The sequence below is a fragment of the Pseudomonas sp. MF08817 genome (assembly GCF_059862705.1).
The window spans coordinates 13782-33276 of record NZ_JCBCUY010000026.1; the positions used below are offsets into that span (position 1 = coordinate 13782).

Consider the following 19495-nt stretch of genomic DNA (forward strand, 5'->3'; position numbering starts at 1 on the left):
CTTGATTTAAAGCGCGCACCCGCTTGCTACATAGATCGCATGCGCCGTGTAGCCCGCGGCGCGTAATTCTAGGGGCGCTTTGACATCCCGGGGCCCGTGGGGCAAAGTGCGCGCCCTCTAATAAAACCTCCATTCAATCTGGCGTGCGCGCGTGTCGCGGCGTGGCCGGACTCATCCCGTTTGGCGCCGATTTGGCCGGCGCCGTGTTCTGAGGTAACGATGATTAATGCAGTAATTGCTGCGGTCGGCGTGATGCTGGTGCTCAGCCTGTCCCGTGTGCATGTGGTGATCGCGCTGATTGTGGGGGCGTTGGTGGGTGGCTTGAGCGGTGGCTTGGGTATGGAGGCCACGCTCAAGGCATTCAACGGTGGCCTCGGTGGCGGGGCGACGGTGGCGTTGTCCTACGCCTTGCTTGGCGCTTTCGCGGTGGCGATTGCCAAGTCCGGGTTGGCCCATGCCCTGGCGGACAAAGCACTGCTGCTGGTGGACCGCCAGGACGCCGCCGGCGGCGGCCAGGTCAAGTGGTTGCTGATCGGCCTACTGTGGGTGGTGGCCATTGCCTCGCAGAACATCCTGCCGATCCACATTGCGTTTATCCCGCTGCTGGTGCCGCCGCTGTTGTATGTGCTGACCAAGCTGCAACTGGACCGCCGCCTGATCGCCTGCGTGATGACCTTCGGCCTGATTACGCCCTACATGTTCCTGCCCGTGGGCTTCGGCAACATCTTCCTCAATGAAATCCTGCTGGCCAACGTGGCCAAGAGCGGCGTGGACATCAGCCAGGTCAACGTTACCCACGCCATGGGCATTCCGGCCCTGGGCATGGTGTTCGGCCTGCTGGTGGCGGTGTTCATCAGCTACCGCAAAAAGCGCGTGTATGACCTGGCGCGCATCGAGAAAGTCGAGCAGGTGGCAGTGCAGTACAACCCGCTGACCCTGCTGGTGGCGGGGGTGGCCATTGCGGCGGCGTTCATCATCCAGTTGCTGCTGGACTCGATGATTGTCGGCGCCCTGGCCGGGTTCCTGATTTTCTCCGTGTCAGGGGTGGTGCGCTGGCGCGACACCGATGACTTGTTCACCGAAGGCATGAAGATGATGGCCATGATCGGCTTCATCATGATCGCCGCCTCGGGGTTCGCCGAAGTGATGAAGGCCACGGGCGAGGTCAACACCCTGGTGCAGAGCTCGGCGGCGTGGATCGGCCACAGCAGGGGCGTCGGTGCGTTGCTGATGCTGTTGGTGGGGCTGCTGGTGACCATGGGCATCGGCTCGTCGTTTTCCACGGTGCCGATCCTGGCGACGATTTTTGTGCCGCTGTGCGTGCAATTGGGCTTCAGCCCGCTGGCCATCGTGTGCATCGTCGGCACCGCCGGGGCCTTGGGCGACGCCGGCTCGCCCGCTTCGGACTCGACCCTGGGGCCTACCTCGGGCCTGAACATCGACGGCCAGCACCACCATATCTGGGACACGGTGGTGCCCACTTTCCTGCACTACAACCTGCCGCTGCTGGCCTTTGGCTGGGTGGCGGCGATGGTGTTGTAGGCCGGGGCTGTTTTGCCTCGTGGGTGCGGGCCTTGCCCGCGTCTCGGTGTGTCATTCGGCGAGGTGGTTGGCTGTGCCGCTGTCATTGCGGGCGGAGGGGGGCCGACGCTCATCTCACCTACCCCCACGATCCACTGTGGGAGCGAGCCTGCTCGCGATGGCGCCAGCACATCCGGCCTCGATGTCGGCTGGCGCACCGCGATCGCGAGCAGGCTCGCTCCCACAGGTTTTCAGCTTTTATTTGGCCGTGACAGCCAAGGCCGGCTGAGGGGCGGGCAGCAACCCCTCCAACCGCACATCCCGCATCAGCAAGCCAAAGCGCAAGTCCACCTGGTCGGGGATGGGCAGGTAGACGGTGTGGCCGTCGCCCGGGGCAACGGTGATGGCCTGGCCCTTGGCGTCTTGCAACTGGTGCAGGTCGAAGTGGAAGTTGCCCTTGGGGGTCATCAGTTCCAGGTGATCGCCCAGTTGGAAGCGGTTTTTCACCCGGACTTCAGCTAACCGATCGCGGCGTTCGCCGGTCAGTTCGCCGACGAATTGCTGGCGTTCGGATACCGAGCTGCCGTTCTGGTAGTTCTGGTATTCATCGTGCACGTGGCGGCGCAAAAAGCCTTCGGTGTAGCCGCGTTGGGCCAGGGATTCCAGGTCGTTCATCAGGCTGCGGTCGAATTCGCGGCCGGCCACGGCGTCGTCGATGGCCTGGCGGTACACCTGGGTGGTGCGCGCGCAATAGAAGTGGGACTTGGTGCGGCCCTCGATTTTCAGCGAGTGCACGCCCATTTTGGTCAGGCGCTCGACGTGCTGCACGGCGCGCAGGTCCTTGGAATTCATGATGTAGGTGCCGTGTTCGTCCTCGAACGCGGGCATCGGTTCGTCCGGGCGGTTGGCTTCCTGGAGCATGAACACCTGGTCGGTGGGGGCGCCGACGCCCAGGGTCGGCTCGGGCGAGTACTGCTGCACGATGTCGCCCAGCAGGTTTTCGCTGGCCGGTTGGGCGCTGTACTTCCAGCGGCAAGCGTTGGTGCAACTGCCCTGGTTGGCATCGCGCTTGTTCATGTAGCCCGACAGCAGGCAACGCCCGGAATAGGCCATGCACAGGGCGCCGTGGACGAAAATCTCCAGCTCCATGGCCGGCACGTGCTCGCGGATTTCGGCGATTTCTTCCAGCGACAGTTCCCGCGACAGGATCACCCGGCAGATGCCTTGTTGCTGCCAGAACTCGACACTGGCCCAGTTCACCGTGTTGGCCTGCACCGAGAGGTGGATGGGCATCTGCGGGAAGTGTTTGCGCACCAGCATGATGAGGCCCGGGTCGCTCATGATGAGGGCGTCCGGGGCCATGGCGATCACCGGCTCCAGGTCCTTGAGGAAGGTGCGCAGCTTGGCGTTGTGGGGCGCGATGTTGACCACCACGTAAAAGCGCTTGCCCTGGGCCTGGGCTTCGCTGATGCCCAGGGCGAGGGTGGCGTGGTCGAATTCGTTGTTGCGCACCCGCAGGCTGTAGCGCGGCTGGCCCGCGTACACCGCATCGGCGCCGTAGGCGATGGCGTAGCGCATGTTTTTCAGGGTGCCGGCGGGGGCAAGCAGTTCGGGCGAGGCGAGGGGCATGATGGTTTCGATCGCAAAAGGGCGCGAGGGTAGCCGGATGGGCCGGCGCGGATATTGACCTGGGTCTATACCAGCGAAGAAAACACGGCACTCGGGCGCGCCCGTGCGGACTAAGCATCAGCGACGTCGCAATCCTTTTGCCAGAGACCGGCCCATGACCCCAGATGTCTTTCACAACAAATCCCTACCCGTGCTGCTCATCCTGGTGACAGTGGCGTTTATCTGGATTCTGCTGCCGTTCTACGGTGCGGTGTTCTGGGCGGTCATCCTCGGCATCCTGTTCGCGCCGTTGCAGCGGCGCCTGCAATTGAAGTTCGGCTGGCAGCGCAACCTCACGGCGCTGTGCACCTTGGGCGTGTGTTTGCTGATCGCGATTCTGCCGGTGATCGTCATCGCCACCTTGCTGGTGCAGGAAGGGGCGACGATCTACAAGAACATCGAAAGCGGGCAACTGGACATCTCCGGCTATATCGCCCAGTTCAAGCACAGCCTGCCGCCGTACTTCCAGCAGTTGCTGGACCGCTTCGGCATGGGCGAGTTGGAAGGGCTGCGCGAGAAAATCGTCAAGGGCGCCATGCAGGGCAGCCAGTTCCTCGCCAGCCAGGCGTTCAGCTTTGGCCAGGGCACTTTTGAGTTCGTGGTGAGTTTTTTCATCATGCTGTATTTGCTGTTCTTCTTTTTGCGCGACGGCGCCGAGCTGGTGCGCAAGATCCGCACCGCAACGCCTTTGGCCGAGCACCAGAAGCGCCGTTTGCAGCTCAAGTTCAACCGCGTGGTGCGGGCCACGGTCAAGGGCAACCTGCTGGTGGCGGTGACTCAAGGGGCGTTGGGCGGGTTGATTTTCTGGTTCCTGGACATTCCCAGTGCGTTGCTCTGGGCGGTGCTGATGGCGTTTTTGTCGCTGTTGCCGGCGGTGGGGGCGGGGATTGTCTGGGCGCCCGTGGCGGCGTACTTCCTGCTCAGCGGGGCGATTTGGCAAGGGGTGGTGCTGGGCTGCTTCGGGGTGTTCGTGATTGGCCTGGTGGACAACGTGCTGCGCCCGATTCTGGTGGGCAAGGACACCAAGATGCCGGATTACCTGATCCTGATTTCCACCCTGGGCGGCTTGGCGGTGTTCGGCCTCAACGGGTTTGTCATCGGGCCGTTGATCGCCGCGTTGTTTATGTCCAGTTGGGCGCTGTATGTGGAAACCCAGCCGCGGGTGCAGTTGCCCTAGGCGCGCAGGTCGATCTGCCGGGACAACGCTTGCGCCGCCGGTAGGGAGGTCAGCGGGCCACTGACCGGCACGCCGTCGCGCACCAGGTACCAGCAGGCGAGCAGGCCGGTTTCACGCAAGGGTTTGGGCACGGCGCTGCCGATCACGGACATGATTTGGATACGGGCCATTGAGGTGCTCCTGGGCATCGATCATGGGGCACACCTTATGCAGCCGTTGGGGCGAGGGCCAATCATCGCGCTCGATAGTGCTCATCGACAGCGCGAGCGCAGGTGTCAGTCCACCACTTGATCGAGCATGTTCAGCACTTCGTGTTCATTGAGCAGGCCCTTGCGCACCAGGTTTTCGGCCAGTAGCGAAAGGAATTTGGCGCTGCGGTGGCCTTCCAGGTGCTTGAGTTCGGTTAGCGCGCTGTAAACCTTGCTGGAAGTGCACAGGCCTGCGGTGCGGTGGGGATGCTGCGTGGGCATGGTGGGTCGTCCTTGTTTTTATGGGGGGTGTACGGACACCCGGGAGGGTGGCGCGCGGGCATGACAGCAATATGACAGCCATAGCACGGTGCGGCCAATACGACATTGGGTGGCCATGATGTCAGAAAGGGCTGCATTCGCTGTGCCAGGAACGACCTCAAGTAGGACGTTTCAGTCATCCCAACGCCTCAGGCCCCGCTGTCGGGGCGGGGCCTGAGGGTGCATCACCAGCGCGGCGGGCCGTAATGGCCGGGGGGCGGGCCGTAGTAGCCACGGGGTGGCCCGTAGTACACGGGCGCAGGGCGGTAGTACACCGGTGGCGGGCGGTAATACACCGGTTGCTCGATGTAGACCGGTTGCGGCGGGTAATACATTGGTGGGGGCTGTTGTACGTAGACCGGTTGCGGCGCGTAGTACACCGGTTGCTGCTGCACATACACCGGGCGGTCACGGCTGATGACGGCACCGCCGATAATGGCCGCGCCGACCACCGCACCGAACACCGCCGGGCCGCGCCAATCGCCACCGCGGCCGTGGCCATGGCCGTGGGCAGAGGCTTGACCGGTGATCGCCAGCGCTGCGATGAGCAGGGCGCTGGTGGTGATTTTTCCCATCATGATGGCTGTTCCTCGTTTCGCTCCCGGCGCCCGGGCCTGCGGTAGGCCCGGGGAATGGCGCGGGGATAACCTTTAAGACAGCCTGTTTGGGAAAAACTGCGCCGGTGCTGGGTAAATATTGTGTAAGGTCGGTGCCTTGCTGTAACGATTCACCTCAACCCAAACGCCCCGTGCAGGAGACGCCCATGCAGATGCACCCCAACAAAGACACTCAACTGTGCATGTCGCTCTCGGCGCGCCCGGGCAACTTCGGTTTGCGCTTTCACAACCATCTGTATGAACAGTTGGGCCTGAACTTCTACTACAAGGCGTTCAGCAGCCAGGACCTGCCGGGCGCGGTGGCCGGCATCCGCGCCCTGGGTGTTCGCGGTTGCGGCGTGTCGATGCCGTTCAAGGAAGCGGCCATCGCCCTGGTGGATGAGTTGGACGCCTCGGCGGCGGCCATCGCTTCGATCAATACCATCGTCAACACCGCGGGCCACCTTAAGGCCTACAACACCGATTACCTGGCTATTGCCCAACTGCTCGACAGCCACCGTGTGCCCAAGGAATACCGCTTTGTGCTGCGCGGCAGCGGTGGCATGGCCAAGGCCGTGGCCAGTGCCTTGCGTGATGGTGGCTACCGCAACGGCGCGATCCTGGCCCGCAACGAACGCGCCGGCCGGGCCCTGGCCGAGGCGCTGGGTTACACCTGGCAGGCGCAACCGGATGACCTGCCGGCGCAGTTGCTGATTAACGTCACGCCCATCGGCATGAGCGGCGGCGCCCAGGCCGACGACCTGGCGTTCAGTGGCGAGGCGATTGCGGCGGCGCAGATCGTCTTTGATGTGGTGGCGATCCCCGCAGAAACCCCACTGATCCTGCGCGCCCGTGCCGAGGGCAAGCAGGTGATTACTGGGCTGGAGGTGATTGCGCTGCAGGCACTGGAGCAGTTTGTGCTGTACACCGGCGTGCGCCCCACGCCGGCGCAGTTTGACGCGGCGGTGAGGTTTGCACGGGGTTGAACGGTTCTGTGGCAACGGGTGTGCTGGTGCGGGCGCGCCGCGATGGGGTCAGTACAGCCATTACCGCTCTAGCGCCAGGAATGCTGTATCGCGGGCAGGTCCGCTCCCACAGCTGAACGGTGGTGTGGGTGGGATGTTCATTTTTCCTGTGTGGGAGCGAGCTTGCTCGCGATGACGGCACGCAGTGGCGGTGACGAATGGCAGGGGTGAGACAGTTGCTCCCGCACACGTGGGCTCACACAAGCCCGTTTCTCTAAGGGGGGCCTCACTCCAGGCGCGAGAGGCGCTCTTCCAGCGCGGCGATCCGGGCTTCGAGTTCTTCGATGCGTTCCACCGACACGCCGCTGGCTGGGCTGCGTTCGGCCGCTTGCTGGCGGGCGGCGAGCAGGGTGTCGATGTCGGCTGGGTCGCCCAGGGCGTGCATATAGCGGTCTTCGCGCTGGCCGCTCTGGCGCGGGATCAGCAGGGCCAGGCCCCGGGAGATCAGGCGTTCGAGTTGGTGCACCACTTGTTCGCTGTCCTCGAAGTCGTGCATGCGCCCGCTGCGGGTCAGCAGTTCGTTGACGGTCTGCGGGCCGCGCAAAAACAGCAGGCCGCAGAGGATTACCTGGGCCGGCACCAGCTCCAGGGCTTTGTCCACGCGATGCTCCCAGCGGTCGGCGCGGCTGCCCATCACCAGGCGCGTGAAGCCCAGCCCTTCGAGCACCCGCAGGCTTTGGCCGACCTGGCCTTGGCTGAGGTTCATCACTGGCTCGCGGCTGGTCTTCTGGTTGCAGGCCAGGACGAGGGCATTGAGGGTCAGGGGGTAGGTTTCCGGGCTGGTGGCCTGCTTTTCGATCAGGGCGCCCAGAATCCGGATTTGCGTGGCGTCCAAGCGCTGCGGTGCGGGGGTGGTGTCTTCGGTGCTCATCGCGCGTTCCCTATGCTGTTCAAGCGGCCTAGCCTAATCCTTGCGCGGTAAAAGACAAGCCGCACCGTGGCCCGGGCATGGCTATAATCGCGCCACGTTCACCCCTTGCGAGATTGACATGACTATTTCCCTGCACGCCGCCTCCGTTCCTGTGTTCAAGCAAATGCTCAACGCCCTGAGCAACGTCCTCACCAAGGCCGAAGCCCACGCGAGCGCCAAGAACATCGACCCGGCCGTTTTCCTGCAATCGCGCCTGTACCCGGACATGTTCCCGCTGGTGCGCCAAGTGCAGATCGCCGTGGACTTCGCCAAAGGCGTCAGCGGCCGCCTGGCCCAGGTCGAACTGCCTAAGTACGACGACAGCGAAACCACCTTCGCCGAGCTGCAAGCACTGATCGCCAAGGTCCTGGCGTTCCTCGACGGCATCGCCCCGGCCCAGATCGACGGCAAGGAAGGCATCGAGATCATCACCCGCCAGGGCACGCCAAAAGAGAAGCGCTTTAGCGGCCAGGCCTACCTGCTGACCTACGGCTTGCCGCAGTTCTTCTTCCACGTCACCACCGCGTACGCGATCCTGCGCCACAACGGTGTGGAAGTGGGCAAGCGCGACTACATGGGCGCGTTCTAACCCCCCAGATGCACAAAAGCCCGCCCCGGTTCGCGCCGGGGCGGGCTTTTTTGTGCCGCGAAGGTCAGGCGGCGCGTTGCGCCTGTTCTTCCTGGGCCATGCACGCGGCGGCGGTAAAGAGCACGTCGGTGGAGGAGTTCAGCGCTGTTTCGGCCGAATCCTGCAACACGCCGATGATGAAGCCGACAGCCACCACCTGCATGGCGACTTCGCTGGGGATGCCGAACAGGCTGCACGCCAGCGGAATCAGCAGCAGCGAGCCGCCGGCCACGCCCGAGGCGCCACAGGCGCAGATCGCCGCGACCACACTGAGGAGGATGGCGGTGGGGATGTCCACGGTAATGCCCAGGGTGTGCACGGCGGCCAGGGTCAGCACGGTGATGGTGATCGCCGCGCCGGCCATATTGATGGTGGCGCCCAGGGGGATGGAGACCGAGTAGGTGTCTTCATGCAGGCCCAGGCGCTTGCTCAGCTCCAGGTTGACCGGGATGTTGGCCGCGGAGCTGCGGGTGAAGAACGCGGTGATACCGCTTTCGCGCAGGCAGGTGAACACCAGCGGGTAAGGGTTGCGGCGCAGTTTCCAGTAGACGATGGCCGGGTTCATCACCAGCGCCACGAACAGCATGGAGCCCAGCAGCACAGCCAGCAGTTGCAGGTAACCGAGCAGGGCGCCGAAACCGGAGGTGGCGAGGGTGGAGGCCACCAGGCCGAAGATCCCCAGAGGCGCAAAGCGGATGACGACGCGCACGATCAGGGTCACGCCGTTGGACAGGTCATCCAGCACCGTGCGGGTGGTTTGCCCGGCGTGGCGGATGGCGATGCCCATGCCGATGGCCCAGGTCAGCACGCCGATGAAATTGGCGTTCATCAGGGCGCTGATGGGGTTGTCCACGGCGCTGAGCAGCAGGCTTTGCAGCACTTCGCTGATGCCTGCGGGTGCGGCGACGGCCACGTCGTGGGTCACCAGCACCAGGGTGGAGGGGAACAGCATGCTGGCGATCACCGCGACCACCGCGGCGGCGAAGGTGCCCAGCAGGTACAGGAACAGAATCGGGCGGATGTGGGTTTCCTGGCCGTGGCGGTGGTTGGCGATGGAGGCCATCACCAGGATGAACACCAGGATCGGGGCCACTGCCTTGAGCGCCGAGACAAAGACCTTGCCGATGAAGGCCGTGGACCGTGCCGCGTCGGGCAGCACCAGGGCCAGGGCGATACCGGCCAGCAGGCCGATGAGAATCTGGGTGACCAGGCTCATATTCTTGAGCTTGTGCAACAGGGAAGGGGCAGCAGTCATGGCGCTATCTCTGATTGTTAGGGGTGCTGTGATTCACGTGGGGCGTGCCAGCGGCGGCGCCATCCACGGGGGGGTGTGGCGTTGGCAGGGGGCGGACTTTATCACAGCGTCAGCCAAGTCCTTCAGACCTGTGACGATCCGTCGCCGGAATGTTTTAGGGGGAATGTATCCGAAAGTCTCTGTTAAGCTGCGCCATCTTTTTCCATCTTCAGTCAGTGGGCCTTCGGGCTAGCGCTGGCGTTGCCGTTTGCGGAGTTTTTGCATGCTGTTGCCCATCCTTCTGTTGTCTGCCGCCGGGTTCACAGTGCTAACCACGGAATTCATCATCGTCGGCCTGTTGCCCGCCATCGCCCGGGACCTGGACGTCAGCGTGCCCCAGGCCGGTTTGCTGGTAACCCTGTTCGCCTTTACCGTGGCCGCGTTCGGGCCGTTTCTCACCGCGTATTGCGCGCGGTTCGAGCGCAAGCGCCTGTTCGTCTCGGTGTTGGTGATGTTTGGCCTGGCCAATACCCTGGCGGCGCTGGCGCCTAATATCGGGGTGATGGCGTTGGCGCGGCTGGTGCCGGCGCTGGGGTTGCCGGTGTTTTGGGCGCTGGCCAGTGAAACGGCGGTGGGCATCGTCGGGCCGGCCTACGCCGGGCGGGCGATTGCGAAAATCGGCTTCGGCATCGTCTGCGCCACGGTGTTTGGCATCCCGGTGGGCACGCTGATTAGCGACGCGTTTGGCTGGCGCAGTGCCTTCGCCCTCCTGGCGGTGATCGCGTTCGCCAAGGCGTTGCTGCTGTTGGTCTACCTGCCCCGAACCGACCTGCATAAACAGCAGGTGAGTTTGCGCGACCAATTCAAGATCCTGCGCGAGCCCTTGATGCAGGGGCATGTGCTGCTGTCGATCCTGGTGTTCAGCGGCATGTTCACCGCCTACACCTACCTGGCCGACATCCTCGAACGCCTGGCCGGTTTCGATGGCACCCTGGTGGGCTGGTGCCTGATGGGCTTTGGCGCGGTGGGGTTGATCGGCAACTCCCTGGGCGGGCGGATGGTCGATCGTCACCCGTTGATCGCTTCGATGGTGTTCTGCTTCTTTATGATCGGCGGCATGGTGGCCTTGGTGCCGAGTATTCACTCCACCCTGGGCCTGGCGGCCGCGATGGGCATCTGGGGTGTGACCCAGGCTGCGCTGTTTCTGGTTAGCCATGTGCGCTTGATGAAGGCCGCGCCCCACGCACCGGCCTTCGCCGCTTCGCTAAACATTGCCGGGGCGAACCTGGGCATTGGCCTGGGGGCGATGGTGGGGGGGCGGGTAATCGATACCCTCGGGCTGGGCAGCCTGGGCTTTGCCGCCGCCGGGTTTATCCTGCTGTCGATCCTGCTGGCGTTGGGCTTGATGCGCCTCAAACCGGCCCAGGCCTGTGCCTAAAGCGCGGTAAACAACTCGCGGCGGGCGCCTTCGGTAATGGCCACGATGCCAGGGTGCTTGACCTTGCGCTCCACGGAAATGGCATAGAACGACTCGCTTACCGCATCGGTCTGGCCGATCAACTCGACGCCGTACTGGCGTGTCACCTCGTCGGCAATCACGCTGGGGCTGATGAAAATGCCACTGCCCGATTGCCCGAACGCCTGCATCAAGGCGCTGTCGTCGAATTCACCAACGATGCGTGGCTGGATCTGTTGCTCGGCGAACCAGCGCAACAAACGGCTGCGCACCACGGTTTCCTGCCCGGGAATCAACAGCGGCGCGCCATGCAGGCTGCGTGGGAAGTCCTGGCCATAGCGCTGGGCCAGGGCGGGGGTGGCGAAAAAACTGATACCGCATTCCCCCAGTTTCTGGCTGTAGCCCTTGATGTCCAGGTGCGAAGGCATGGGGCTGTCGGAGATCACCAAGTCCAGGCGCTGGATCGCCAGGTCGGCCAGCAGGCGTTCGAGTTTGTCTTCGCGGCAGGTGATGTGGATCGGCTCGCTCAGTTCCATGGTCGGGGCGATCAGGCGATAGACAATGGATTTGGGCACCACATCCGCCACGCCGACGCGAAACTGTACTTGCTGCTGGTTGGGTTGGGCGCGCAGCATGGCTTCGAGTTCGTTGCCGGTCTGGAACATCTGCTCGGCGTAGGGCAGGGCCTGGCGGCCGGCTTCGGTCAGCTCCAGTTGCCGGCCGACGCGGCGAAATAGCTCAAGGCCATAGGTTTGCTCCAGCAGGCTGATTTGCCCGCTGATGGTCTGGGGCGTGAGGTTCAGTTGCTCGCACGCGCGCACGATGCTGCCGGTTTTGGCCACGACCCAGAAGTAATGCAGTTGCCGGTAGTTGAGCATAAGGGCGCCAATATTCGTAAAAACCGAAGTATAGCTGCTGAAAATACGAATTTTACTGAAGTATTTGCCTCCTTAGAATGCCGCGCTATTGACGGGCCATCACTGGGCCCGGTTCAGGCCACTGAGGACACCCCACCATGAACATCAAAAAACTTGGCGCTGCGGCGCTGCTGGCAGCATCCTTGTTGGCGTTGGCCGGCTGCGACCAGGCCGAAAAAAGCGCCCAGCAGTTGATGGGCAAAGCCGCCGAAACCGCCAAGCAGGCGATCGACGATACACAAAAAGCCGCAGAGCAAGCCCTGAGCGACGCCACCGGCGGAATCATCAGCAAGCGCCAGACGCCTGCCGAAGACGATGAAAAGCAATCCAGCACCTCGCAAGAAATCTAATCCGCGTACACCGAGTCAGGACTGACCCATGGACTATCTGTTACAGCTCGCTGCAAGCCCCACCGCGTGGGTGGCCTTGGCCACCCTGGTCGTCATGGAAATCGTGCTTGGCATCGATAACCTGATCTTTATCTCGATCCTGACCAACAAACTGCCCGAGCAGCATCGCGCCAAGGCGCGACGCATCGGTATCAGCATGGCGCTGATCCTGCGCCTGGGCCTGTTGAGTACCATCGCCTTTATCGTGCAGTTGACGGAGCCGGTGATCGACGTATTCGGCCATGCGTTCTCCTGGAAGGACATGATCCTGATCGCCGGCGGCCTGTTCCTGCTATGGAAAGCCACCACCGAAATCCACCACAGCATGGACCCTTACGAGCAGACCGAAGCGAGCGTCAGTTCCAAGGTGACCATCGGTTTTGCTGCGGCCATTGGCCAGATCCTGATGCTCGACCTGGTGTTTTCCATCGACAGCATCATTACGGCGGTGGGCATGACCGAGCACTTGCCGATCATGATTATCGCGGTGGTGGTCTCGGTGCTGGTGATGCTGCTGGCGGCCGAGCCTTTGGCCAAGTTCATCAATGACAACCCGACGGTGGTGATGCTGGCGCTGGGCTTCTTGATAATGATCGGCATGACGCTGATTGCCGAAGGCTTCGGCGCCCATGTGCCCAAAGGCTACGTCTACGCCGCCATGGCGTTCTCGGCCGTGATCGAGTGCTTGAATATGCTGTCGCGCCGGGCGCGGCAAAAGCGTAGCGCCGAACAGGCCTGACGCGAACCACGAAAAACGGCCGCCTGCGCTAATCGCGTGGCGGCCGTTTTTTTATGGGGATTTTGCAGGGTTTTTCAGTGGGCGTTTGCCGGGCGTGCAGGGGGTTTCTTCAGGGGTGTGGGGCGAGGTTCCGTGTGCGGGTGATGGTGCCGGCGGGCGATGCGCAGCACGCCCCATAACATCGCGGTGGCGACGGCCAGCCAGCTGAAAATCAGCAGTGTGATAGTGGTTGCCAGGCCCATGAGTGCCTCCTTTGCCCCGTCGCGGGGCCTACGCTCTTTACAGGGGACAGTCTAGTCTGTGCAGTGTTTCAGGCTATTGACCAATGGTCGTGTGCGCTCAACTTGTTTGCTCTATCGAGGCTGGGCAACTGGCGCTTAAGGCTATAGGGGCCCTATGATCGGGGGCCGAGCCGGGTGCCTGTCTGCCTGGTGTGTTCAAGAGAGTGATGATGTTGCCTGTATTTTCTCGATTTAAATTTGTGCTGCTCGCGGGTGCTTGTGTCCTGGGCCTGATGGGCTGTGCGGGCAGTCCAAGGCCCGGCTTGCAGGGGTTGCCGGAGCGCGTTGAGCTGACGGGGCTGCCGTTCTTCCGGGGCGATGCCTATCAGGGTGGGCCACAGGTGCTGGCCAGCATGATTTCCCAGCAGGGCATCGTGATTACACCGGGGTTGCTGCTCAAGTCCCTGCACTTGCCGGGCGCCGAGGCGCACCTGGAGCAAAACCTCCAGGTCGCGGCCCGGGATTTCGGCATGGTGGTCTATCCCCTGGACAACGCCCTGGCGCAGGTTCTGACTCAGGTGGCCGCTGGCTATCCGGTGATGGTGCGCATAACTGAAGGGGCGGCGTTCTGGGCAGAGCCGCGTTACGCCATAGTCGCCGGCTACAACCGGCACAAACAAACGATACTGCTGCGCTCGGGGATGAACCGACGCCTGGTGATGGGGTTTGGCAGCTTTGAGTCTGCCTGGGACAGTGCCGGGCATTGGGCGATTTTGGTCCAGGGGCCGACGCAGATCCCGGCCAAGGTCGATTCACAGCGGTGGCTCAAAGCCGCGGCTGACTTGGCCCAGGCTGGGCAGGAGCAAGCGGCGGCCAGAGCGGTCAAGGCCCTGGGCGCCCACTGAAGCAAGCAAAAAACGGCACATCGAGTGCCGTTTTTTTTCATCTGCAGCTCGCCTTACTTGGCAGCTTCCACCAGGCCGGTTTGACGGGCCTTGAGGTTCTTGTCCGCTTTATAGCGCAGCGCGACATCCGGCACGTCACCGCTTTTCCCGGTCTCAACCCACTTGCGGATGCGGCTGGCATCGGCGAAGTGGGTGTATTTGCCAAAGGCGTCCAGTATCACCAGCGCCACTGGGCGCTGGCCCATGGTGGTCACCAGCACTAGGCAATGGCCGGCCTGGTTGGTGAAACCGGTCTTGGTCAGTTTGATGTCCCAGTTCTCTCGGTTCACCAAATGGTCTGTGTTACGAAAGCCCAGGGTGTAGTTGGGCTTGCGGAAGGTCACGGTTTTCTCCTTGGTGGTGCTCAGCTCACTCAGCAGTGGGTACTTGCGGGCGGCCAGCAGCAACTTGCTCAGGTCGCGGGCAGTGGACACGTTCTGAGTAGACAGCCCGGTAGGCTCGACATAGTGGGTGCTGTTCATACCCAGGGCCTTGGCCTTGGCGTTCATCGCGGCAATGAACGCGGCGTAACCGCCGGGATAATGGTGGGCGAGGCTGGCGGCGGCACGGTTTTCCGAGGACATCAGGGTTATCAGCAGCATGTCCCGGCGGCTCAACTCGCTGTTGAGCTTGACCCGGGAAAACACACCTTTCATTTCCGGGGTGTTGCTGATGGAGACCGAAATGTACTCATCCATGGATTGTTTGGCTTCCAGCACGACCAGCCCGGTCATCAACTTGGTGACTGAAGCGATGGGCACCACGACGTCGGGGTTGCTTGAGTAGATGATTTTGTTGGTCTGTAAATCCAGCAGCATGGCGCTGCCGGAAGCGATATGGAGTTGGGAGGTGTCGCGGGGGGCTTCTATGGTTTCACGAGCGACGACGCTCGAGGTAATGGCAGCGCCTGTAAATGCAAACAATAAGCTGAGGATCGAAATACGAATTTTCACGCAGGTGCGCTCACTCAAAAATGGGTACGCCGTTATGCAACGGGCTTTTCTCATTAAAGCGTTACATTTTATGAGTATGTGCGAGAAAAGCGAAAGGCGCCCGTAAAGCTTGGGTAATACGCGGGTGTCTGTTAGGTCGGTACCGGTTCTGTCGCCCTCTTTTTCGAGAAAGCCCGCACTTTGCGGGCTGTGCGGGTAGTTCAGTCCTCTTTCGGGACAACCCAGGAAACCTGCACGCCGCCATCCTCACGGTGCACCAGGGTGACATTGTCGGCTTCGTCAATGTCTTCCAGCAGTTGTGTCCAATCGTCAGAGGACTCGTCAGGGGATTTGTGGATCACGGCACGCTTGGAGGTTTGCGCGCCGGTGGAATTGATGATTTTCTGAATTCGAGTGGCAAGCAGCTCATAAGACGTAGGTGGCTTGGGGGTTGCGGCTTTCTTGGCCATGGGTAAGTCTCGCTTTACTGTTTAAATATACAGTATATGGCGTTTGCTTCATTTGACAAGATGACCAGTGCGCAAATTTTGGCTTCGGGCACCCACAAAAAAACCGGCGCTCATGACAAGCGCCGGTTTTTTGAGGGGCGGGCTGCTGGCCGGCGATCAGCCGTGCAGGGTTTCCGCCGCGTAAAGGGTGTTTTCAAGCAGGCAGGCACGGGTCATCGGGCCGACGCCGCCAGGGACGGGTGTGATCCAGCCGGCACGGGGCAGGGCGGTCTCGTAGACCACATCGCCTACCAACTTGCCGTCTTCCTGGCGATTGATACCAACGTCGATCACGATCGCGCCTTCCTTGATCCACTCACCTTTCACCAGGCCGGGTTTACCGGCAGCCACGACAACGAGATCAGCGCGGCCAACGTGGCCGGCGAGGTCCTTGGTGAAGCGGTGGGTGACGGTGACGGTGCAGCCGGCGAGCAGCAGCTCCATCGCCATTGGCCGGCCAACGATGTTGGAAGCCCCCACGACAACGGCGTTCATGCCATACAGGTCTGCGCCTGTGCTTTCCAAAAGGGCCATGATGCCCTTGGGAGTGCACGGGCGCAGCAAGGGAATGCGCTGGGCAAGGCGCCCTACGTTGTAAGGGTGGAAGCCGTCGACGTCTTTGTCCGGGCGAATGCGTTCTAACAGCTTGGACGCGTCCAGATGCTCGGGCAGGGGCAGTTGCAGTAGCACCCCGTCGATGTTCGGGTCGTCATTAAGACGGTCGATTAGGTCAGTCAGGGCCTGCTGGGTGGTATCGCTGGGCAGGTCATAGGCCTGGGAGAGGAAGCCAACCTCTTCACAGTCTTTACGCTTGTGCGAGACATAAACCTGAGAGGCAGGATCGCTGCCGACCAGAATCACCGCGAGGCCAGGCGTGCGCAGGCCTTGCTGGCTACGCTCGGCGACACGTTTGGCGATCTGCTGGCGCAGGCTGGCGGCGATTGATTTGCCGTCGATTAGTTGTGCAGTCATTGCGCGTGATTAACCATCGAGAGGGAGAAGAAAAGAGGCCGCATTCTCGCATGCCAGGACGTGAGGGCAAAGGCGCTTGGTCTGCAAATTCCCCTAACCCCTTTAATTAAATGAATTTTTTTTAAAAAAGAGTTGACGATCTTTAGGCTCACCTATAACATTCGTCGCACTTGTCGGGCACAGCCTAGCACTGGTTGAGAAGGTCGAGCTGAATCGAAGTTTGATTTGGTAAGGCTGAAAGCACTTAGTTTGTAATCGTCAAAGAATACAGATTAACAAGGCGCCCGTAGCTCAGCTGGATAGAGCATCCGCCTTCTAAGCGGATGGTCGCAGGTTCGAGTCCTGCCGGGTGCGCCATTAGGCAGCTTTGGCACAAGTAGCGCAACATGGCAATATGGTGGGCGTAGCTCAGTTGGTAGAGCACGGGATTGTGACTCCCGTTGTCGAGGGTTCGATCCCCTTCGTCCACCCCATATTTAGAAAGGCGCCAGGCTAAATAGTCTGGCGTCTTTGCTTTAAGAGCTTGATACGCGGATGTGGTGGAATTGGTAGACACACTGGATTTAGGTTCCAGCGCCGCAAGGTGTAAGAGTTCGAGTCTCTTCATCCGCACCAAACAAGTAGCTATTGGCTAACAAAAAGCGGCGCAGCACCTGAAAAGGGCTGCGCCGTTTTCGTTTCAGGGCATGGTAGTTCTGGAATGCGTGTTTTGGTGAAAAAGGGTTCTTGGCGTTCATCATTGTGTTTCTTGATGCTGCACGGGTGTTCGTCGGTCTCCTTGTTGGGTCGATAGTCGGGTTCTGGCGTGTGTTCTTCTATATATAGAAGGGTTGGTTCAGGGATTTGGCGCGATTTGCTGTATTTGCTCTCGGGATAGGCCTACTGGCTTATGTCTATCCATAAATGGTCTGCTGTTTTTTACCCTTTTTCAGTAGGGTGACTTCTTGAGTTCGACCCTCTAGAATGCATGCCCTTGATTCTGGGGTCGGAAACGGCCGGCTAACGTCTGTGCAACGAGGAATATCCATGCAAGTTTCTGTTGAAAATACTTCTGCTCTTGAGCGCCGCATGAGCATCACCGTGCCAGCTGAGCGCATTGAGACCCAGGTCAACAAGCGTCTGCAGCAGACCGCCCAAAAGGCCAAGATTGCAGGTTTCCGCCCTGGCAAGGTGCCAATGAGCGTGATTCGTCAGCGTTATGAAGCTGATGCTCGCCAGGAAGCGGTCGGTGACGTGATCCAAGCCTCCTTTTATGAAGCCGTGGTTGAGCAAAAGCTGAACCCGGCTGGCGCGCCTTCCGTAGAGCCAAAGGTTCTGGAGAAGGGCAAGGATCTGGAATACGTTGCTACTTTTGAAGTGTTCCCAGAGTTCACTGTTGCCGGTTTCGATTCGATTGCTGTTGAGCGCCTGAGTGCTGACGTGACCGATGCGGACTTGGACAAGATGCTGGAAATCCTGCGCAAGCAAAATGTGCGCTTTGAGCTGGCTGATCGTGCTGCGCAGAACGAAGATCAATTGAACATCGATTTCGTCGGTAAGGTTGACGGCGAAGTGTTCGCTGGCGGTTCCGCTAAGGGCACTCAACTGGTATTGGGTTCCGGTCGCATGATCCCTGGCTTTGAAGATGGTTTGGTTGGCGCCAAGGCCGGTGAAGAGCGTGTATTGAGCCTCACTTTCCCGGCCGACTATCAGAACCTTGACCTGGCTGGTAAAACTGCTGAGTTCACCGTTACCGTGAACACCGTGTCTGAGCCGAAATTACCTGAGTTGACCGAGGAATTCTTCGCCCAGTTCGGTATCAAGGAAGCAGGTATCGACGGTTTCCGCACCGAAGTTCGTAAGAATATGGAGCGTGAATTGCGTCAGGCGATCAAGTCCAAGGTCAAGAATCAGGTAATGGATGGTCTGCTGGCCACCAACCCGATCGAAGTGCCGAAGGCATTGCTCGACAACGAAGTCAATCGCCTGCGCGTACAGGCCGTTCAGCAGTTCGGTGGCAACATCAAGCCCGACCAATTGCCGGCTGAGCTGTTTGAAGAGCAAGCCAAGCGCCGCGTCGTGCTGGGCCTGATCGTGGCTGAAGTGGTCAAGCAATTCGACCTCAAACCGGACGAAGATCGCGTTCGCGAGCTGATCCAGGAAATGGCTTCTGCTTATCAGGAACCAGAGCAAGTCGTGTCTTGGTACTACAAGAACGATCAGCAAATGAACGAAGTCCGTTCGGTTGTGCTGGAAGAACAAGTTGTGGATACTGTTCTGCAGAAGGCTAGCGTGACCGACAAATCGGTCTCTTACGAAGAAGCGGTCAAGCCGGCAGAAGCAGCACAAGCCGACTGATATCTGATTCGTTTGAAAATACACACATAAGCCAGCCTCGCGCTGGCTTATGTGTATTCAAGACATGACTATTTGGGAGTGACTGCAGGACATGTCCCGCAATTCTTATTATCAGCAGAGTTCTGACATCCAGGCCGCAGGCGGCCTGGTCCCGATGGTAGTCGAGCAGTCCGCCCGTGGCGAACGCGCCTATGACATCTATTCGCGCCTCCTCAAGGAGCGCGTGATCTTCCTGATTGGCCCCGTAGAAGACTACATGGCCAATCTGGTTGTGGCGCAACTGCTGTTCCTTGAAGCGGAAAACCCGGACAAGGACATCCATCTCTACATCAACTCGCCAGGTGGTTCCGTAACGGCAGGGATGTCGATCTACGACACCATGCAGTTCATCAAGCCTGACGTTTCCACCATGTGTATTGGCCAGGCCTGTAGCATGGGTGCATTCCTGCTCGCCGGTGGCGCAGCGGGCAAACGCCACTGCCTGCCTAACTCGCGGATGATGATTCACCAGCCGCTGGGTGGTTTCCAGGGGCAGGCGTCGGACATCGACATCCATGCCAAGGAAATCCTGTCCATTCGTCACCGTCTCAATACTTTGCTGGCTCATCACACCGGTCAAAGCCTCGAAACCATCGAGCGCGACACCGAGCGTGACAACTTCATGAGTGCAGAGCGAGCGGCTGAATATGGCCTGATCGACTCGGTGCATGCAAAGCGCAATATGCCCGCCTAAGTAGCCTGGATGCGGGTGGTTGGTTTAACTGACCACCTGCGGACTTGAAAAAGCCCGCAATAGCCTTCATCTTGTGTT

General features: G+C 60.8%; 21 protein-coding genes and 3 tRNA genes. 13 read left to right on the forward strand and 11 right to left on the reverse strand.

Annotated features, from left to right (window positions below):
• Positions 1–222: 222 nt before the first annotated feature.
• Complete coding sequence (locus AC19YR_RS16845) at positions 223–1542, forward strand: Na+/H+ antiporter family protein (RefSeq protein WP_176465168.1); 1320 nt, start codon at positions 223–225, stop codon at positions 1540–1542.
• Between the two features lie 237 nt (positions 1543–1779).
• Here the strand turns inward: AC19YR_RS16845 and trhP are convergent, their stop codons facing one another.
• On the reverse strand, positions 1780–3150 hold the full coding sequence (gene trhP / locus AC19YR_RS16850; RefSeq protein WP_500599333.1) for a prephenate-dependent tRNA uridine(34) hydroxylase TrhP: 1371 nt from the start codon (positions 3148–3150) through the stop codon (positions 1780–1782).
• A gap of 154 nt (positions 3151–3304) precedes the next feature.
• Between trhP and AC19YR_RS16855 the strand changes: the two genes are divergently transcribed.
• The gene (locus AC19YR_RS16855; protein ID WP_500599334.1) at positions 3305–4366 is read left to right on the forward strand and encodes an AI-2E family transporter; all 1062 of its coding nucleotides are present in this window, start codon (positions 3305–3307) and stop codon (positions 4364–4366) included.
• Here AC19YR_RS16855 and AC19YR_RS16860 read toward each other — a convergent pair.
• From AC19YR_RS16860 to AC19YR_RS16870, 3 genes are all read right to left on the reverse strand, one after another.
• On the reverse strand, positions 4363–4536 hold the full coding sequence (locus AC19YR_RS16860; protein WP_500599335.1) for a hypothetical protein: 174 nt from the start codon (positions 4534–4536) through the stop codon (positions 4363–4365). The genes AC19YR_RS16855 and AC19YR_RS16860 overlap by 4 nt on opposite strands.
• A 105-nt stretch (positions 4537–4641) precedes the next feature.
• Positions 4642–4836 (reverse strand): hypothetical protein, encoded by a 195-nt coding sequence (locus AC19YR_RS16865; RefSeq protein ID WP_095110980.1) that lies wholly within the window; start codon positions 4834–4836, stop codon positions 4642–4644.
• Positions 4837–5060: 224 nt separating this feature from the next.
• Positions 5061–5453, reverse strand: coding sequence for a hypothetical protein (locus AC19YR_RS16870; RefSeq protein WP_095110979.1), 393 nt, complete (start codon positions 5451–5453; stop codon positions 5061–5063).
• Between the two features lie 185 nt (positions 5454–5638).
• Here AC19YR_RS16870 and AC19YR_RS16875 point away from each other — a divergent pair, with 185 nt between their 5' ends.
• Positions 5639–6457 carry a shikimate 5-dehydrogenase gene (locus AC19YR_RS16875; RefSeq protein ID WP_500599338.1) on the forward strand — a complete coding sequence of 273 codons (819 nt, stop codon included), beginning with the start codon at positions 5639–5641 and terminating at the stop codon, positions 6455–6457.
• Positions 6458–6722: 265 nt separating this feature from the next.
• Here AC19YR_RS16875 and AC19YR_RS16880 read toward each other — a convergent pair whose 3' ends face one another.
• Positions 6723–7367, reverse strand: a complete 645-nt coding sequence (locus tag AC19YR_RS16880) for a YceH family protein (RefSeq protein ID WP_095110977.1) — start codon at positions 7365–7367, stop codon at positions 6723–6725.
• A gap of 118 nt (positions 7368–7485) precedes the next feature.
• Between AC19YR_RS16880 and AC19YR_RS16885 the strand changes: the two genes are divergently transcribed.
• The gene (locus AC19YR_RS16885) at positions 7486–7995 is read left to right on the forward strand and encodes a DUF1993 domain-containing protein (protein ID WP_095110976.1); all 510 of its coding nucleotides are present in this window, start codon (positions 7486–7488) and stop codon (positions 7993–7995) included.
• A gap of 64 nt (positions 7996–8059) precedes the next feature.
• Here the strand turns inward: AC19YR_RS16885 and sstT are convergent, their stop codons facing one another.
• A complete protein-coding gene (gene sstT, locus AC19YR_RS16890; RefSeq protein WP_500599340.1) occupies positions 8060–9289 on the reverse strand; it encodes a serine/threonine transporter SstT in 1230 nt (409 codons plus the stop codon).
• 262 nt (positions 9290–9551) lie between these two features.
• On the opposite strand from sstT, the gene AC19YR_RS16895 reads away from it, so the two are divergent.
• The gene (locus AC19YR_RS16895; RefSeq protein ID WP_095110974.1) at positions 9552–10706 is read left to right on the forward strand and encodes an MFS transporter; all 1155 of its coding nucleotides are present in this window, start codon (positions 9552–9554) and stop codon (positions 10704–10706) included.
• Here the strand turns inward: AC19YR_RS16895 and nhaR are convergent.
• A complete protein-coding gene (gene nhaR / locus AC19YR_RS16900; RefSeq protein ID WP_095110973.1) occupies positions 10703–11602 on the reverse strand; it encodes a transcriptional activator NhaR in 900 nt (299 codons plus the stop codon). The two genes, AC19YR_RS16895 and nhaR, sit on opposite strands and share 4 nt — an antisense overlap.
• A gap of 137 nt (positions 11603–11739) precedes the next feature.
• Between nhaR and AC19YR_RS16905 the strand changes: the two genes are divergently transcribed.
• Together AC19YR_RS16905 and AC19YR_RS16910 are read left to right on the forward strand one after the other, a co-directional pair.
• Positions 11740–11991, forward strand: a complete 252-nt coding sequence (locus AC19YR_RS16905) for a hypothetical protein (RefSeq protein ID WP_095110972.1) — start codon at positions 11740–11742, stop codon at positions 11989–11991.
• Between the two features lie 28 nt (positions 11992–12019).
• On the forward strand, positions 12020–12769 hold the full coding sequence (locus AC19YR_RS16910) for a TerC family protein (protein ID WP_095110971.1): 750 nt from the start codon (positions 12020–12022) through the stop codon (positions 12767–12769).
• A gap of 74 nt (positions 12770–12843) precedes the next feature.
• Here the strand turns inward: AC19YR_RS16910 and AC19YR_RS16915 are convergent, their stop codons facing one another.
• Entirely contained in the window at positions 12844–13011 is a 168-nt protein-coding gene (locus tag AC19YR_RS16915; RefSeq protein ID WP_500599343.1) for a hypothetical protein, read from the reverse strand.
• A gap of 209 nt (positions 13012–13220) precedes the next feature.
• Here AC19YR_RS16915 and AC19YR_RS16920 point away from each other — a divergent pair, with 209 nt between their 5' ends.
• On the forward strand, positions 13221–13895 hold the full coding sequence (locus tag AC19YR_RS16920) for a peptidase C39 family protein (protein ID WP_500599344.1): 675 nt from the start codon (positions 13221–13223) through the stop codon (positions 13893–13895).
• Positions 13896–13948: 53 nt separating this feature from the next.
• Here AC19YR_RS16920 and pbpG read toward each other — a convergent pair whose 3' ends face one another.
• The 3 genes from pbpG to folD all read right to left on the reverse strand — a co-directional run bounded on the left by pbpG (position 13949) and on the right by folD (position 16347).
• Positions 13949–14887 (reverse strand): D-alanyl-D-alanine endopeptidase, encoded by a 939-nt coding sequence (gene pbpG / locus AC19YR_RS16925; protein ID WP_500599345.1) that lies wholly within the window; start codon positions 14885–14887, stop codon positions 13949–13951.
• 200 nt (positions 14888–15087) lie between these two features.
• A complete protein-coding gene (locus AC19YR_RS16930) occupies positions 15088–15336 on the reverse strand; it encodes a DUF1654 domain-containing protein (protein WP_095110969.1) in 249 nt (82 codons plus the stop codon).
• 156 nt (positions 15337–15492) lie between these two features.
• A complete protein-coding gene (gene folD, locus AC19YR_RS16935) occupies positions 15493–16347 on the reverse strand; it encodes a bifunctional methylenetetrahydrofolate dehydrogenase/methenyltetrahydrofolate cyclohydrolase FolD (RefSeq protein ID WP_500599347.1) in 855 nt (284 codons plus the stop codon).
• 280 nt (positions 16348–16627) lie between these two features.
• On the opposite strand from folD, the gene AC19YR_RS16940 reads away from it, so the two are divergent.
• The 5 genes from AC19YR_RS16940 to clpP all read left to right on the forward strand — a co-directional run bounded on the left by AC19YR_RS16940 (position 16628) and on the right by clpP (position 19417).
• Positions 16628–16704, forward strand: a tRNA-Arg gene (locus AC19YR_RS16940).
• Positions 16705–16744: 40 nt separating this feature from the next.
• A tRNA-His gene (locus AC19YR_RS16945) sits at positions 16745–16820 on the forward strand.
• A gap of 57 nt (positions 16821–16877) precedes the next feature.
• A tRNA-Leu gene (locus tag AC19YR_RS16950) sits at positions 16878–16962 on the forward strand.
• 411 nt (positions 16963–17373) lie between these two features.
• The gene (gene tig / locus AC19YR_RS16955) at positions 17374–18684 is read left to right on the forward strand and encodes a trigger factor (protein ID WP_095110444.1); all 1311 of its coding nucleotides are present in this window, start codon (positions 17374–17376) and stop codon (positions 18682–18684) included.
• Between the two features lie 91 nt (positions 18685–18775).
• Complete coding sequence (gene clpP, locus AC19YR_RS16960; protein WP_095110445.1) at positions 18776–19417, forward strand: ATP-dependent Clp endopeptidase proteolytic subunit ClpP; 642 nt, start codon at positions 18776–18778, stop codon at positions 19415–19417.
• The last annotated feature ends 78 nt before the right edge of the window (positions 19418–19495 follow it).

Bases quoted from the DNA above. Each gene is read 5' to 3' on its own strand.
- trhP (WP_500599333.1), bottom strand. From the start codon at position 3,150: ATGCCCCTCGCCTCGCCCGAACTGCTTGCCCCCGCCGGCACCCTGAAA.
- AC19YR_RS16855 (WP_500599334.1), top strand. From the start codon at position 3,305: ATGACCCCAGATGTCTTTCACAACAAATCCCTACCCGTGCTGCTCATC.
- AC19YR_RS16860 (WP_500599335.1), bottom strand. From the start codon at position 4,536: ATGGCCCGTATCCAAATCATGTCCGTGATCGGCAGCGCCGTGCCCAAA.
- AC19YR_RS16865 (WP_095110980.1), bottom strand. From the start codon at position 4,836: ATGCCCACGCAGCATCCCCACCGCACCGCAGGCCTGTGCACTTCCAGC.
- AC19YR_RS16870 (WP_095110979.1), bottom strand. From the start codon at position 5,453: ATGATGGGAAAAATCACCACCAGCGCCCTGCTCATCGCAGCGCTGGCG.
- AC19YR_RS16875 (WP_500599338.1), top strand. From the start codon at position 5,639: ATGCAGATGCACCCCAACAAAGACACTCAACTGTGCATGTCGCTCTCG.
- AC19YR_RS16880 (WP_095110977.1), bottom strand. From the start codon at position 7,367: ATGAGCACCGAAGACACCACCCCCGCACCGCAGCGCTTGGACGCCACG.
- AC19YR_RS16885 (WP_095110976.1), top strand. From the start codon at position 7,486: ATGACTATTTCCCTGCACGCCGCCTCCGTTCCTGTGTTCAAGCAAATG.
- sstT (WP_500599340.1), bottom strand. From the start codon at position 9,289: ATGACTGCTGCCCCTTCCCTGTTGCACAAGCTCAAGAATATGAGCCTG.
- AC19YR_RS16895 (WP_095110974.1), top strand. From the start codon at position 9,552: ATGCTGTTGCCCATCCTTCTGTTGTCTGCCGCCGGGTTCACAGTGCTA.
- nhaR (WP_095110973.1), bottom strand. From the start codon at position 11,602: ATGCTCAACTACCGGCAACTGCATTACTTCTGGGTCGTGGCCAAAACC.
- AC19YR_RS16905 (WP_095110972.1), top strand. From the start codon at position 11,740: ATGAACATCAAAAAACTTGGCGCTGCGGCGCTGCTGGCAGCATCCTTG.
- AC19YR_RS16910 (WP_095110971.1), top strand. From the start codon at position 12,020: ATGGACTATCTGTTACAGCTCGCTGCAAGCCCCACCGCGTGGGTGGCC.
- AC19YR_RS16915 (WP_500599343.1), bottom strand. From the start codon at position 13,011: ATGGGCCTGGCAACCACTATCACACTGCTGATTTTCAGCTGGCTGGCC.
- AC19YR_RS16920 (WP_500599344.1), top strand. From the start codon at position 13,221: ATGTTGCCTGTATTTTCTCGATTTAAATTTGTGCTGCTCGCGGGTGCT.
- AC19YR_RS16930 (WP_095110969.1), bottom strand. From the start codon at position 15,336: ATGGCCAAGAAAGCCGCAACCCCCAAGCCACCTACGTCTTATGAGCTG.
- folD (WP_500599347.1), bottom strand. From the start codon at position 16,347: ATGACTGCACAACTAATCGACGGCAAATCAATCGCCGCCAGCCTGCGC.
- tig (WP_095110444.1), top strand. From the start codon at position 17,374: ATGCAAGTTTCTGTTGAAAATACTTCTGCTCTTGAGCGCCGCATGAGC.
- clpP (WP_095110445.1), top strand. From the start codon at position 18,776: ATGTCCCGCAATTCTTATTATCAGCAGAGTTCTGACATCCAGGCCGCA.